General features: G+C 66.4%; 9 protein-coding genes, 2 tRNA genes and 1 pseudogene. 5 read left to right on the forward strand and 7 right to left on the reverse strand.

Annotation, left to right across the window (positions count from 1 at the left end):
- Window positions 1-5: 5 nt before the first annotated feature.
- Complete coding sequence (locus tag ACZK13_RS07705; protein ID WP_253146038.1) at window positions 6-2,384, reverse strand: TonB-dependent receptor; 2,379 nt, start codon at window positions 2,382-2,384, stop codon at window positions 6-8.
- Window positions 2,385-2,534: 150 nt separating this feature from the next.
- On the opposite strand from ACZK13_RS07705, the gene ACZK13_RS07710 reads away from it, so the two are divergent.
- Window positions 2,535-4,064, forward strand: coding sequence for an OmpA family protein (locus tag ACZK13_RS07710; RefSeq protein WP_253146037.1), 1,530 nt, complete (start codon window positions 2,535-2,537; stop codon window positions 4,062-4,064).
- Between the two features lie 12 nt (window positions 4,065-4,076).
- Here ACZK13_RS07710 and ACZK13_RS07715 read toward each other — a convergent pair whose 3' ends face one another.
- Both ACZK13_RS07715 and ACZK13_RS07720 read right to left on the reverse strand, forming a co-directional pair.
- A complete protein-coding gene (locus tag ACZK13_RS07715; RefSeq protein WP_032128430.1) occupies window positions 4,077-5,003 on the reverse strand; it encodes a c-type cytochrome in 927 nt (308 codons plus the stop codon).
- A complete protein-coding gene (locus tag ACZK13_RS07720; RefSeq protein WP_125895304.1) occupies window positions 5,000-6,346 on the reverse strand; it encodes a c-type cytochrome in 1,347 nt (448 codons plus the stop codon). Before ACZK13_RS07720 ends, ACZK13_RS07715 begins: the two co-directional genes overlap by 4 nt.
- 183 nt (window positions 6,347-6,529) lie before the next feature.
- Between ACZK13_RS07720 and ACZK13_RS07725 the strand changes: the two genes are divergently transcribed.
- Window positions 6,530-7,648, forward strand: a complete 1,119-nt coding sequence (locus ACZK13_RS07725) for an alpha/beta fold hydrolase (protein WP_032128432.1) — start codon at window positions 6,530-6,532, stop codon at window positions 7,646-7,648.
- Between the two features lie 82 nt (window positions 7,649-7,730).
- Here the strand turns inward: ACZK13_RS07725 and ACZK13_RS07730 are convergent, their stop codons facing one another.
- A complete protein-coding gene (locus tag ACZK13_RS07730) occupies window positions 7,731-8,870 on the reverse strand; it encodes an MFS transporter (protein ID WP_253146036.1) in 1,140 nt (379 codons plus the stop codon).
- Between the two features lie 184 nt (window positions 8,871-9,054).
- Here ACZK13_RS07730 and ACZK13_RS07735 point away from each other — a divergent pair, with 184 nt between their 5' ends.
- Entirely contained in the window at window positions 9,055-9,750 is a 696-nt protein-coding gene (locus tag ACZK13_RS07735; protein ID WP_253146035.1) for an alpha/beta hydrolase, read from the forward strand.
- Between the two features lie 147 nt (window positions 9,751-9,897).
- Window positions 9,898-12,101: pseudogene (locus ACZK13_RS07740) on the forward strand (TonB-dependent siderophore receptor).
- Window positions 12,102-12,216: 115 nt separating this feature from the next.
- Here the strand turns inward: ACZK13_RS07740 and ACZK13_RS07745 are convergent.
- Window positions 12,217-12,918 (reverse strand): pirin family protein, encoded by a 702-nt coding sequence (locus ACZK13_RS07745; RefSeq protein WP_012510689.1) that lies wholly within the window; start codon window positions 12,916-12,918, stop codon window positions 12,217-12,219.
- A 140-nt stretch (window positions 12,919-13,058) separates the two neighbouring features.
- Here ACZK13_RS07745 and ACZK13_RS07750 point away from each other — a divergent pair, with 140 nt between their 5' ends.
- A complete protein-coding gene (locus ACZK13_RS07750) occupies window positions 13,059-13,979 on the forward strand; it encodes a LysR family transcriptional regulator (protein WP_049461318.1) in 921 nt (306 codons plus the stop codon).
- A 747-nt stretch (window positions 13,980-14,726) separates the two neighbouring features.
- Here ACZK13_RS07750 and ACZK13_RS07755 read toward each other — a convergent pair.
- Together ACZK13_RS07755 and ACZK13_RS07760 are read right to left on the reverse strand one after the other, a co-directional pair.
- Window positions 14,727-14,803: transfer RNA gene (locus ACZK13_RS07755), tRNA-Arg, on the reverse strand.
- Window positions 14,804-14,835: 32 nt separating this feature from the next.
- Window positions 14,836-14,912, reverse strand: a tRNA-Arg gene (locus ACZK13_RS07760).
- Between the last annotated feature and the right edge of the window lie 36 nt (window positions 14,913-14,948).

Raw genomic sequence — 14,948 nt, forward strand, 5'->3', positions numbered from 1 at the left:
CTCACTCACAGGTCCACACGGAAGGAGATGCCGACAGTGCGCGGGGCGCCGATGAAGGCATTGTCGCGGCCGTCCACCCCTGCAAGATACCGCTTGTCGGTGAGGTTGCTCACCACCAGGTTGGCACCCATGCCCTTCAGGCGCGGCGACAGGCCCTGCAGGTCGAAGCCGATATTGGCGTTGAACACGGTGGCCGAGGGCAGCTTGTTGACGTTGGCGGCGTCGAGGTAGCGGGTGCCCAGGTAGCGACCGGACAGGCCGAAGTTCCAGTTTTCGCCCTGCCAGTCGGCCGACAGCACCAGGGTCTGCTCGGGCTGTCCGATCACCTTGGCGCCGTCGACGATGCCCAGCTGGGTATCACGTGCGGCATCGCCACTGCCCAGGTACTTGGAGCGGTTGTAGGTATAGGCGGCGTTGAGGCGCCAGCCGTTGTCCCAGCCATAGCCGAACGCCGCCTCCAGGCCGTTGCTTTCCACGCCACCGAAGTTCTCGTAGACACCGTCGGTCTCGCCCAGGTAGTCGATGCCGCTGACGAAACCGGCCGGCAGATAGACGATGCGGTTGTCGAACTTGATGTTGTACAGGGTGACCGACGCGGTCAGCGGCCAGCGGCTGATGCGCATGCCGACTTCGATGTTGTCGGCGGTCTCCGGCTCGACGTTGCGGAAGCGCTGCGGGTCGGTCTCGCCGAGCACGCCGGAGGGAATGGCGGCGAAGTTCTGCGAGAAGCCAGCGAACAGCTCCATGCCTTCCACACCGGGCGCCCAGGTGAAGCCGGTGGACAGCAGCGGATCGGACTTGGAATCGGATTTGACGTGCTCGCTGGCACCGATCACGCGGCGGCGCGACTGGTCGACGAAGAACTGCTTCACGCCCAGGCGTGCGCTGAACGGCCCGAAGCGGGCCACGTCCTCGACGTAGTACATCTGCTCGTCAACCTTGTACTTGTCCTCGAACTGCACCCAGTACGGCTGATGGTCGAAGGCGATGTCCTGGTCTACGTTGAGCAGGCGATGCCAGTCGCGGCGCGCCGAGCGGTCCAGCTTTTCCACCCACAGGCCGCCGCGGATCGTGTTGTCGACGGCACCGAAGGTCTGCCGCCATTCGACGTCGGCGGTCACGCCCATGCGGTCGTTGTCGTAGTGGGTGTGGCGGTAGGACTGCGCGCCCAGCACGTTGCCGGCGTAGCAGTTCGGATCGTACTCGGCGGTGAAGCCCAGCCGTGGGGTGCAGCTGGCCAGACGCTGCGCGGCGCTGCCATCGGGATTGACGAAGAAAATCTGGCCGCGGTTACTGCCGCCGTACACGGTCTTTCCACCGATGTACTCCGACTCCGGGCGACCGGCACCATCATCGCTGACCTGCGCCAGGTAGGGGGGCAGCCAGTCGCCACGACCTTCCATGCGGTGCCCGTAAGCCGCCACCGAGGCCTTGAAGCCGTTGCCGCCGTCGAAGGCCGCGCGCAGGTAGCCGAAGGTGTTCTCGCGCAGCGCACGCGAGCCGGAACGGTAGTTCTGGTCCAGGTACGGAATGCCGGTGAGGGTGCCGACCAGGTTGTCGCGGTCCGGATTGGTGGCGAAGCCCTTCGGCGAGACGCTGGTGTACTCCGGCTCGTCGGCATCGTTGTAGGACAGGTAGCCGGTCAGCGTCCAGCGATCCAGCTCGGTGATGAACTTGCCGGCGATGTGGTCATTGCTGGTCTTGCCGCTGCCGTCGATCCAGTCGTGCACGCGTGCCGATGAGGCGCTGACCCAGGCGCGGGTATGGCCGCCGAGCAGGCCGGTGTCGTAGCGCACGTAATACTTGCGCGCTTCGTTGTCACCGGCACCGACCACGAAACGCAGGCGGCTGTCCTGCAGCGGATCGCTGGTGAGGAAGTTCAGGGTGCCGCCGAGGGCTTCGTTCGAGCGCGAGGAGATATCGGCGGTGCCCTGGCTGACTTCCACTGTTTCCAGGTCCAGGGTATCGATGTAGCGGTTGGCCAGCGAACCGCCACCGTAGCCCGAGCCGCCATTGGGCAGGCCGTCGATGGTGGTGCCGATCTGCTGGGTGTCACGGTTGGTGACGAAGCCGCGCATGCTGATCTGCGTGCCCCACACCGACGAACCGGTGGCATCGGCCTCGCTGACCACCACGCCGGGCACTTCGTTGAGCGCGTCGTTGACGCTGCTCATCACCGTCTGCCGGTTCAGTGTTTCCGCGCGCACCGAAGTCTTCGCGTAGCTGGTGGCCTGACCAATCACCTGTACCTGGTCGAGGGTACGCGCATCGCTGCTGCGCGCTTCGCCCGTATCGCCCTGCGGTGCTTCTGCGAGGGCGTCCAGGGCGGGGGCGATCAGCAGGGCCAGCAGCGAGACACGGGGAAAACGCGCAATCGTTCGCATCGAAACCGGACCTTCAGAGGGAGGAAACCCCGGAGTGTCGGCAGCGCCAATGACATCGGGATGACGTGGCAGCGCAGGAACGATGGCACTGTGGGGGCGGTCACGGCCTTCGGGTATGCTCGGCGCTTCAATGGACCTGAGGTGGTGGCGATGCAGAAGCGATCGAAGATCTGGCTGGGAGGTGCAGCCCTGGTGCTGCTGGCAGGGTGCAACCGGACGCCCTCGGATGGAGAGGTGGCACCGCCTGCGCCAGCCACGGCGGACGGGGCCGCAGCACCGGCCGCCGCCCCAGCGGGTTCAACGGCAGCCGCCGATGGCACCGCACTCACCGACCGCGATGGCAAGCCGGTGCCTCTGGTGCCGTTCGACACCGGTAGCGTGCCGCTGAGCGACACCACGCTGGGTGAGCTGCCGTTCTTCAGCCTGCCGCAGGGCTACGCGCCGCAGAACGCCCCGCACCCGCGCGCCTGGGCGCGCTTCCCGTTCCGGATGGGCGAGGGTGTGCATTGGGTGGAAGGTCCGAGCTGGTCGGCACGCATCGTGACCGACAGTGAGGCGGCCCCCGACAAGGCGTTCTCTGCGCTGGAAGTGCAGCGCAACTTCGACGGTGTGATCACCGCCGCTGGCGGCCGCAAGGTCTTTGAAGGCACGCTGCTGCGCGACATCTACTACGGCCCGCAACTGGAAGGCGAGATCGGGGGTGGCTTCATCGATGCGGTGAACGGTGAACAGGACGCACCCACCACCGTCTACGTGCTGCGCCAGGCCAACCGCACCGTGTGGGTGCAGCTGGCGGTGGACAGCAACGGCGCCGGTCTGGTGGTCGTGGATGACGTTCCGTTCAAGGCCACCGCGCAGTGGTCGGACCGTTTCCCGCACCTGTCCCTGCCGGCCGGCTATCGTGAGCGCAACACGCCCGAGCAGCGTGATTTCGATGCCTTCCCGTTCTGGACCGGAGATCACTTCGAACCGGTCGAGGGCCGCACCTTCGCTGCCGATTTCGACAAGGGCGAGCGCGAATACTCGATGCATGAAGTACGCCGCAACCTTGAGGCGATGATGGCCCAGGTCAACGGCACCAAGGTGTTCGAGGGGCGCATCCCGCACGAGGCGGCCGAGGGCGTGTCGAAGCAGGTGCAGTCGTCCTACGGCAACGCGGCCAGCTACAGCTGGGACAACTACGACACCGTGGTCTATCGCGTCGATCTGGCTGACGGCCGCCAGGTGTGGGTGCATGCTCGCCTCGAATACCTCAGCGCAGGCTGGGTCGTGGTCGAGCGCAAGGGTTTCACCCAGACCGCGGCGCTGCTGCCGGCCGATGCGTTGAAGAAGAAGCTGGACAGCGACGGCCGCGTGGCGATCCAGGTCAACTTCGCCACCGACAAGGCGCAGATCCTGCCGACGTCCGAACCGCAACTGGCGCAGGTGCTGGACCTGCTGCGTGCCGACCCGTCGCTGAAACTGTCGATTGAAGGCCACACCGACAACAGTGGCGCGGCCGCGCACAACCGCAGCTTGTCCGAGGATCGTGCGCGGTCGGTGGTGGCGGCGTTGACCGCCAAGGGCATCGCCGCCGACCGCCTGCAGGCGGCCGGCTTCGGTGCCGACAGGCCGGTAGCCGACAATGGCAGCGAGCAAGGCAAAGCGCGCAATCGCCGGGTCGAGCTGGTCAAGCGCTGAACCACGCCCTCCTCAGTACCGCGCGTCCTTGGGTTTCGGGTCGCGCGGCCAGTCCTTGGCCTTGTTGGCGAAGTCCGGCCGCGGTTGGTTGATGAAGTAGCTGGCGATGTCCACCGCATCCTGGTCGGGCATCACCTGCTGCCCCAGTGGCGGCTCGCGGGTCACCGCCGGCGGCATGTTGTGCTTGACGAAACCGGCCGCCTTGTACAGGCGCGCCATGCCGGCGCCGATGTTGAAGCTGTGGTCGCCCCACAGCGGCGGGAAGGCGATATCACCGCTGGCGTCGCGCCTGCCTTCGCCGTTGTCGCCATGGCAGGCGGCACACTGCACGGCGTACAGCGCCTGGCCACGGATCGGGTCCGGGGTCAGCGTGCTGTCGATGGGGCCCTCGCTGGGGGCGGCCACCTTTGCACCGTCTGGCACGGGACTGCTCAGCCACGCCATGTAGTCGAGCATGGCGCGCATCTGCGGTGAGTCCTTCGGTAGCGGCTTGCCGTTCATTGAGCGCTGCAGGCAGCCATTGATGCGCTCGGTCAGCCCGATCACCTTGCCCGGGCGCGGCATGTAACGCGGATAGGCGCCGCCGCCCGTATTGAAGTAGTGGTTGCCGAACGGTCGCTTGCCCTCGGCCATGTGGCACGAATTGCAGTTCAGATCGTTGCCGACGTTGTCCGGCAGCAGGCGCGCGGTCTCGTTGAGGAGGCGGCGGCCAAGCATCACCGATTCGGCATTGCCGAGCCCGGCGATCTCCTCGGCGCTGGGTGCGTGGTAGTGCCCGACCACCTTGCCCTGCGCATCGAGGATATCGATCGTGCTGGCTACGGCAGCATCCAGGTCCGGGTACAGATGGCGATAGGCGAGGGTGCCGGCGCCGGCCAGCAGCACGAGGGTGACCACGCTGCCGACCAGCAGGCGGGAGCGTTTGCGCGAACGTTTCATCGTGCGGCCTCCTGCGGAACGTAGTGCACCGGCTTGTCACGCACCACCCGGCGCATGCGCGCCACGTCGACCTCGCTCACCGCGCTGGCCTGGTTGCCCCAGCTGCTGCGGATGAAGGTCAGGATCTGTGCCAGCTGTGCATTCGGCAGCTGCTCGAAACCGGGCATGGTGAAGGCCATGCGGTCGTGCGGGGTATGCGGCGTGCGGCCGCCGATCAGGGTTACCTGTACCAGCGAGCTGGGATCATCGGCGAACACGATCGAGTTGCCGGCCAGCGCCGGGTAGACCCGTGGCATGCCGCGGCCGTCGGCGCGATGGCAGGCCTGGCAATGCTCGGCATAGGCCAGCGAGCCGGCCACGCGATAGTCGCCACTGCGTAGTGCGGCGGTGGAGGTGTCGGTACCCGGTGACCACTGTGCACTGCGGCCCTCACGTGCCGGCAGCTGTTTCAGGTAGCGGGCCATCGCCAGCAGGTCGGCGTCGGACAGGTACTGGGTGCTGTGCTCGACCACGTCGGCCATGCCGCCGAAGGCCGCGGAGCGATCGGTGCGTCCGGTGCGCAGGAAGTCGACGATCTCGCCCTCGTTCCAGCTGGCCAGACCGGTTGATTCATTGCGCAGGTTCTTCGCATACCAGCCTTCCAGCACCGAGCCGGACAGGAACTCGCGGCTGCCATCATCGGCCATCGCCTTTTCCTGGAACGCGAGGCCACGTGGCGTGTGGCAGGCGCCGCAGTGGGCCAGGCCTTCCACCAGTTCGGCGCCGCGCTGCTGGCTGGCATCCAGCGACGGATCCGGGTTGAACGTACGCGGGCGTGCGAACAGCAGCTGCCACCAGGCCAGTGGCCAGCGCATGTTGGCCGGCCACGGAATCGTGCTGTCGGCGTTGCCCTGCTTCACCGGCTGCACCGAGCCCATGAAGTAGGCGTACAGCGCCTTGATCTCGGCATCGCTGGCGATCACGTATGAGGCATACGGCATTGCCGGATACAACGGCTGCCCATCGTGACGGATGCCGCGACGGACCGCGCGCTCGAAGTCGGCGTAGTCGTAGGCGCCAATGCCGGTGTCCGGATCGGGCGTGATGTTGGTCGAGTAGATCGTGCCCATCGGCGTCTGCATACCGAGGCCACCGGCGAACGGCTTGCCGCCCGGCGCAGTGTGGCAGGCGGCGCAGTCGGCGGCGCGCGACAGGTACTGTCCCTGCGCGATCAGCGTCGGATCGTGGATGTCGACCTGCGCCGTCTGTCGCGGTGCGAACCAGTAGGGCGTGGTGCGGGCGATGCCGTAGGCGGCGGCAAACGTGGCGGCCAGGGCAATGGCGAGCTTGAGCGAGGTGCGCATGGCGGCACTGTGGGCAATCCCGCGCGCGCGTTCATTGATCCGGATCAATGACTGAACGGATACAGCTTGTACACCAAGCTGAATCGTTCCTGCGTTGTCATCAAGCCGTCATCCGCGCGCGATAGATGGCCCACGTCCGCGTCGCTAACCTGCCACGCTGTCGCACCTTTTCCCCGATTGCCCATGAAGCGCCTGCTGCTGTTGTTGCTGGCGTGCGCCGGCCTGTGGCTGGCTGCATGCTCCTCCTCGATCAATGCCTCGTCCACCTCGCTCGCCGACAGGCTGATCGCGCCAGGTGGCGTATCGACCCTGCTCGATCGCCCGCGTATTGCCGCGGCCATCGCCGAACTGCCCAACCGCCATGGCTTCGCGCCGGGCCGCGATGGCGTGCCGATCTTCTGGCGTGTGTTCGATCCCGGCGACTACGGCGCGCGTTATCACTACCTGCCGCAGCGCCACGAGAACGGCCTGCCGCTGGATACCGGCCTGAGCCTGGCAGTACCGCAACCGTTCCGCGCGCAGGCCCCGCGCGGCACCGTAGTGCTGCTGCACGGCTGGATGATGAACGGTGATTCGATGCTGCCGTGGTCGTTGCAGCTGGCCGAATCCGGCTACCGCGTGATCACGCTCGACCTGCGCAACCATGGACAGTCCGGTGCAGGTCCGTCCGGATACGGCACCTACGAATCCGATGACGTGGTTGATGTGATCGGTGAGCTGCGTGCACGCGGCGAAGTGACCGGTCCGTTGTACCTGTTCGGTGTGTCCTACGGCGCGGCCACGGCGGTGTTCACCGCCGACAAGCTCGGTGACCAGGTTGAAGGCGTGGTGGCGATGGAATCGTTCGCCAATGCCGGTGTGGCGATCCGCACGATGATTCCGCACCTGATGGGACTGCAGCCGGAAGGCCTGAAGGCGCAGGCGGTGGCGTCGTACGCGCGCTGGCGCTACGGCGGCCAGGACATCAACCAGGTGATCGCCGCCGCCAGCCGCCGCATCGACGTCGATCTGGACCGCGTGGATGTAGCGCGCGCGCTGGCCGATACCCGCGCCTGCGTACTGCTGCTGCACGGCCAGGGCGACCAGCACATTCCGGTCAGCCAGGGCCGCGAACTGGCGCAGGCCAATCCGCGCGCGCACTACATCGAGATGCGCGGCGAGGACCACATCACCCTGCCGCTGCGACTGGACCTGCTGGCGGGCGTGGTCGATGACTGGATGGCGCGCGACCAGCACCATCCGCAGAGTGCCTGCCCGGCGCCCCAGCTGCCGGCCCAGGCCGAGTGGCTGACACGCAGCTGAGAAAAGGGGACGGAGGGGATTAAGTCGTTTCCCGCACAGCTGGGCCAGAAACGACTTAATCCCCTCCGTCCCTTTTTTTCTGTCAGGCCACCCGTCTTGCCAGCGAGCGCGCAGACGCCGCGACGCCCAGCAGCAGCGCGGCCACGCACAGGAAGGCGAAGCCGAGGCTGGTAGCGTGTGCGAGTGCGCCGATCGCTGCCGGTCCGGCGAGGATGCCGGCGTAGCCCAGCGTGGTGACCGCGGTGATGGCGATGCTCTCCGGCATCACCCGCTGTTGGCCGGCCATCGAGAACAGCGCCGGCACGATGTTGGCGCAGCCCAGCCCGACCAGTATGTAACCGGCCAGCGCCACCGGAAACGATGGCACCAGCGTCGCCAGGGTGAAACCCGCAGCAGCGGTGATGCCGCCGAAGACCAGGGTGCGGGTCCGGCCGAGGCGCTCGACGATGCCGTCGCCGAACAGGCGCATCGCGGTCATCGCCAGGGTGAACAGTGCAAAGCCGGCACCGGCCTGGTCACGTGGCACCTGCCGCACTTCGGCGAGGAACACCGCGCTCCAGTCCAGCATCGAGCCCTCGGCGAGGAACACCACGAAGGCCAGCACGCCGATGAACAGCACCACGCCATGCGGCAGTGCCAGCAGGGGGCCTTCATGCAGGATCCGTTGCGGGCGCCAGTGCGGTGCCGACAGCACTGCCACCAGCAGCAGTGCGGCCACCGAAACCAACGCGGCCAGCCACAGCGGCGTACCCAGGATCAGCATGCCGGTCATGCAGCCGGCGCCGACGAAGCCGCCGATGCTGTAGAAGGCATGGAATCCGGACATCATCGCGCGCCCGGCGTCGCGCTCGACCGCGACCGCCTGCATGTTCATCGCACAATCCAGTGCACCGACGCCGGCGCCGAACACGAACAGGGCGGCGCCCAGCGCTACCGGAGAGGGCGCCAGCACCAGCAAGGGCAGGGCGCACAGCATCATCGCGCAGGTGATCACCATCACCCGGCGGCATCCCAGCCGCCCGGTCAGCGCACCTGCCAGTGGCATCGCCAGCAGTGAGCCGAGCCCGAGGCACAGCAGCACTGCGCCGAGGCTGGCGTCGGACAGCCCGGCCTTGGCCTTGGCGTAGGGCACCATCGGTGCCCAGGCGGCGGTGGCGAATCCGGGAATGAAGAAGGCAGCGCGGGTGGCGTGCTGCTGGGCACGTGGGGATGAAGGCGTCATGCGCGATACGAAGCTCCAAGGATCATCCATGAAAACGTTTTCAAGCGGGATCGGCAAGTGCCATGCATGACATCCAGCGACGCATACGATTGCAGTGACCCGAATGCGTCACCGCTGATTAACGCCAAAGACGGACAGTGGCGACACGGTCGGCATTCCGCCGCCCGCTGCCGGAGACCTGTACATGAGCACGACACCGACCATCCTCCTCGTCCATGGATTCTGGGGCGGGGCCGCACACTGGGCCAAAGTGATCCTGGAGCTGCATCGCAACGGCCATGACCGCGTGCAGGCGGTGGAACTGCCACTCACCTCGCTGGCCGACGATGCCGGCCGCACCCAGAAAATGATCCGGCAGATCGACGGGCCGGTGCTGCTGGTCGGCCACTCCTACGGTGGTGCGGTGATCAGCCAGGCCGGCAACGAGGCCAACGTGAAGGGCCTGGTCTATATCGCAGCGTTCGCCCCGGATGCCGGCGAGAGCCCCGGTGGCATCACCCAGCAGCATCTGCCGGAAGCGGCACCGAACCTGGCGCCGGACAGTGATGGTTACCTGTGGCTGCGCGCCGACAAGTTCCATGAAAGCTTCTGCCAGGACCTGAGCGACGATGAGGGCCGGGTGATGGCGGTGACCCAGAAGGCGCCGCTGGCCAGCACTTTCGGTGATGCGGTGAGCGACCCGGCGTGGAAGCACAAGCCGAGCTGGTACCAGCTGTCCCGCCATGATCGGATGATCGCGCCGGAAAACCAGAGGGCCATGGCCACGCGCATGCAGCCCAAGCGACTGCTGGAGCTGGATGCCAGCCATGCCTCGCTGGCCTCGCAGCCGAAGGACGTGACCGCACTGATCCTGGAGGCCTGCGCCGCCATCGGCGGCTGAGCCTGCGGCAGCGCGCCGCACCACAGCACACCGCACGACAGCCGGGGCGCAGGGGAGTACACTCCTGCGCCTGCGGCCATCCGGCCGCGTCCCCGTCTTCCCTCCAGCCGCCGCCAGAGGATCCCACCCGATCGTGGAGGTCCCGCCGTGCTGTCTGTGCCTGATGCCCGTATTCCGTCCCCCTTGCCGCGTCGCCGTGCGTTGCCGCAGGCGCTTGCCCAGGGCCTGCTGATCACCGCACTGGCCAGCAGCGGCATCGCAGCCGCGCAGTCCGCCGCCGAGCCGGACAAGGCCGCCGAGGCCCCGGCGTCGCAGACCCTGCAGACCGTGCAGGTCACCGCCAACCTGCTCGGCACCATCACCGAGGGCAGCGGCGCGTACACGCCCGGCACCATCGCCACCGCCACCCGCCTGGTGCTGACCCCGCGGCAGACCCCACAGACCATCAGCGTCATTACCCGCGCTCAGATGGACGACTTTGGCCTGAACGACATCGATGACGTGATGCGGGTGACCCCCGGCATCAGCATCGTGACCTACGACAGCGAGCGCACCGAGTACTACGCGCGCGGCTTCGCCGTGCAGAACTTCCAGTACGACGGCATCCCGATGTCGCGTGACTCGGCCTATTCGGCGGGCAACACGCTCAGCGATACCGCGATCTATGACCGCATCGAAGTGCTCAAGGGCGCGACCGGCCTGCTCACCGGCATGGGCGATCCGGGCGCGACCATCAACCTGGTGCGCAAGAAGCCGGGCAAGGAGTTCGCCGGCAGTGCGACGCTGGGTGTGGGCCGCTGGGATGACTATCGTGCCGAGATCGATGTTGGTGGCCCGTTGACCGCCGATGGACGCGTGCGCGGTCGTGCGGTGGGCGCCTGGCAGGACAAGCATTCCAATCTCGACTTCTACCAGCGCACCAGCAAGGTGGGCTACGCAGTGCTGGAAGCCGATCTGGGCGAGCGCACGCTGCTGACCGTGGGTGGCGATACGATGGACAGCGACCCGAAGGGCTCGACCTGGGGTGGCATCCCTCTTCTGGACAGTGCCGGCAACTTCAATCACATGCCGCGTTCGTTCAACAACGGCACGCGCTGGAGTGGCTGGCGCCAGTATGTGCGCACCGGCTTCGCCACGCTCGAGCACACCTTCGCCAACGACTGGGTGGCCAAGCTGCAGCTCAACCACCAGGTCAACGGCTATGACGCGGCACTGGCCGGTGCCGCCGCCGGCAATCCCGATCCGTTGACCGGCGAGGGCGTCAGCCTGTGGCTCGGCAAGTACGTTGGCAAGACCGTCAGCAATGCGGCCGACTTCTACCTGAGCGGTCATTTCGGCCTGTTCGGCCGCGAGCATGAGCTGGTCGTCGGTGGCAGCGCCTCGCGCAAGCGCTGGACCAACACCGGCTACGGCCCGCAGGCGGGGTTCCCGGATACCGTGCCGGACTACAGAACCTGGAATGGCGACATTCCCGAGCCCGAGTGGCAGCGCAGCTACAGCAACAACGAAGTGACGCGTGAGAACGGCCTTTATGTGGTCGGCCGTTTCGACGTGGCCGATCCACTGAAGGTGATCGTGGGCAGTCGCCTGGCCAGCTACCGCTCGCCGGACACGCGCGAGACCGGCGTGTTCGTGCCGTATGCCGGTGTGGTCTACGACCTTGGCGAGCACTATTCGGTGTATGCCAGCTACAGCACCATCTTCAAGCCGCACAGCGAACGCGACGAGCAGGGCAAGGCACTGGATCCGCTGGAAGGCCGCAGCTACGAGATGGGCCTGAAGGCCGAGTTCCTCGATGGGCGCTTCAACGCCAGTGCGGCGCTGTTCCAGCTCGACCAGGACAACTTCGCCCAGCCCACCGGCGGCAAGACGCCGGACGGGCAGGATGCGTATCGCGCCCTGATGGGCGTGCGTACCAAGGGCTACGAGCTGGAAATGTCGGGCCAGCTGGCCGAGGGCTGGCAGGTGCAGGGGGGTTCTCGCACAAGATCGCCCGCCAGGCCGGTGCCAAGGTGACCACACTGGAGCCGGAAAACCAGTTCAGCCTGCACACCAGCTACCGCCTGCGTGGCGACTGGAAGGGGCTGACGCTGGGCGGTGGCGCGCGCTGGCAGGATTCCACTTTCGGTGAGATCACCAACCCGGCCACGCAGGCCAAGGTGGTGCATCGCACCCAACCCTACTGGCTGCTCGATGCAATGGCGCGCTATGAATTCAACGATCGCCTGTCGGCCACGCTCAACGTCAACAACCTGCTGGACAAGCGTTACTACACGATCTTCAGCTGGTACAGCACCTACACTTGGGGTGAGCCGCGCAACGTGCGCCTGGCGATGACGTACAAGTTCTGACGCCGGTGGTGCTGTAGAGCCGAGCCCGCGCTCGGCTGGCTGTCAAACCGCAGCCGAGCATGGCTCGGCTCTACAAATACGCCCGCGATGCTTTTCGGCATCGCGGGCGTTGTCATTACAGCGGCAGGTCGAACACCAGCACTTCGGCGTCGTTGCCGTTCTCCAGGGTCAGCTGTGCTTCGTCGCTGACCTGCAGTGCATCACCGGCTTCCAGGGTGATGCCATTGACCTGCAGCTGGCCTCGGGCCACCTGCACATAGGCGCCACGACCGTTGCCGAGGGCGTGGTGCAGCTTCTGGCCGCCATCGAGGATGGTGGCGAAGATGCGGGCATCCTGGTGGATGCGCAGCGAACCATCGGCACCGTCCGGCGAGGCGATCAGGCGCAGCTGGCCGCGCTTGGTTTCCGGTGCGAAGTGGGTCTCTTCGTACGACGGAGTAATGTTCTCCGCGTCCGGGAAGATCCAGATCTGCAGGAAATGCACGGTCTCGTCGGCGGAGTGATTGAACTCGCTGTGGCTGACACCGCTGCCGGCGCTCATGCGCTGCACGTCGCCGTAACGCAGCACCGAGCCGGTGCCCATCGAATCCTTGTGCTCCAGCGCGCCGCCCAGCACATAGGAAACGATCTCCATGTTGCTGTGGCTGTGGGTGCCGAAGCCCTGGCCGCCGATCACCTTGTCTTCGTTGATCACCCGCAGCGGTCCGAAGCTGACGTAGCGGGGGTCGTAGTAGTTGGCGAAGGAGAAGGTATGGCGCGAGGACAGCCAGCCATGCTCGGCCAGGCCACGGGTAGCGCTCTTGCGGATCTGCAGCATGATGGAATCTCCTTGTTCGATGGTTTCGATGGGGCGGGGTGGGCTGGTAGCCGCTGTGTTTCCCCGTTGGAGAGAAGTATCCGCTTGCGCCCGGGGTTTGAAAAACGGATAGTTTTGACAGCCATCATCGAAAAATTCGAATGCTCAAACTCAGTCTCGATGCCCTGCAGATCCTGGACGCCATCGACCGCCGCGGCTCGTTCGCCGGCGCCGGAAAGGCCCTGCACAAAGTGCCTTCGACCATCTCCTACACCGTGGCCAAGCTGGAGGAGGACCTGGGTGTACAGCTGTTCGACCGGGTCGGCCCGCGCGCCGAGCCGACCGAGGCTGGCCGCGCGTTGCTGGACGAGGGCCGCCACCTGCTGCGCGCAGCCCGGGAGCTGGAACTGCGGGTGCGCCGGGTGGCGTCGGGCTGGGAGACCGAACTGACCCTGGCGGTGGACTCGGTGTTCCCGACCTGGCTGCTCGGCCCGGACATCGCCGCATTTCGTGAGGCCGAGGCACCGACCCGGCTGCGATTGATCGGCGAGGCCCTGTCCGGTACCTGGGAGGCCTTGCTGGACCGCCGTGCCGACCTGCTGGTTGGTGCGCCGGGCGAGGGTCCCAGCGGCGGCGGTTACGTGGTCGAGCCGCTGGGTACGGTGGAGTTCGTGTTCGCGGTCGCGCCCGGTCATCCGTTGGCCGCAGTGCCGGGTGTGCTGGGTCGCGAGCAGCTGGTCGAACACTGCGCGATCGCGGTCTCCGATTCGGCGCGGCGGTTGCTGCCGCGCACGGTCGGTCTGTTGATGGGGCAGGAGATGCTGACGGTGCCGGACATGGCCAGCAAGCTGAAGCTGCAGTGCGAAGGCGTGGGCTTCGGTTTCCTGCCCGAGCCGTGCGCGCGCGCGGCGGTGGCGCGTGGCCAGCTGGTGATCCGCGAGGTGGAGGAGCACAAGCCGGAAGAGACCTTCTGGCTGGCTTGGCGCACCGGCGAGGATGGCGCCGCACTGCGCTGGTGGCGAGAGCGCCTGCGCAGGCCGGAGCTGCTGTCACAGTGGTGGCAGTCAATGGCCAGGGGGTAGGGGTACGGCAGGGCTGCGCCCTGCACCCGCTACGAGCTGGAGCAACAGCAACAGCAGAAGCTGGTTTCCTGTGGGGAGGCGGGGTGGGTCCGGTTGCGGGGGCCGCTGCAAGTCCCCCTCCGGGGCCCGGCCCAGCCGCTGGCGGCTGTGCGTTCGGGCGCTTGCGAAGCAATGCTTCGCAAGCAAAGCGCCCTCACCCATGTAAGCTCGGTCGCCGCTTGCTCGTGTGCGCTGTCCTGCGTACACGGCAAGACCCGGGTTGGGCGTCCTGCCCAACCCGCCCGAGGCATGCCTCGGGCCCATGCGGCTCACGCCCCCGCAACCGGACCCACCCCGCCTTCGACAGTTTTCCGCGATCTGTCGGAACGGCGTACTGCTCTGGTAGGTGTCGACCTTGATCGACACGGTAGATCCACGCCATGCGTGGATGAATTCATTCGATATCTGACAGATGTGTCGACCAAGGTCGACACCTACCAACAGCCGCGTGAACCTGTCGAAGGTGGGGCGGTGTCGGAGTGCGGGGTGTCAGCCGCATGGATGCGGCTGCCAAGCCTACAGGGACGTACTTGCGGCGTCCCCGCACTCCGACACCGCCCCGCCACCCCACGGAATGCCAGCTTTTGCTTTTGCTTTTGCTGTTGAGGTTGCCGGCCAGCGGCCGACACTACCAGGGGTGCAGGGCGCAGCCCTGCCGAAAAACACACATAAAAAAACAGCAGGCCGAGGCCTGCTGTTTCGGTGTAATGGTGCGCCCGGAGAGATTCGAACTCCCGACCGCCTGGTTCGTAGCCAGGTACTCTATCCAACTGAGCTACGGGCGCCAATTACATAAACTTGTTGTGCTGACTGTGTATGGTGCGCCCGGAGAGATTCGAACTCCCGACCGCCTGGTTCGTAGCCAGGTACTCTATCCAACTGAGCTACGGGCGCGCGGTACACAATCAACTTACTGCTTAATTTTACTGC

It is taken from the genome of Stenotrophomonas sp. 99219_Sma (genome assembly GCF_056480785.1).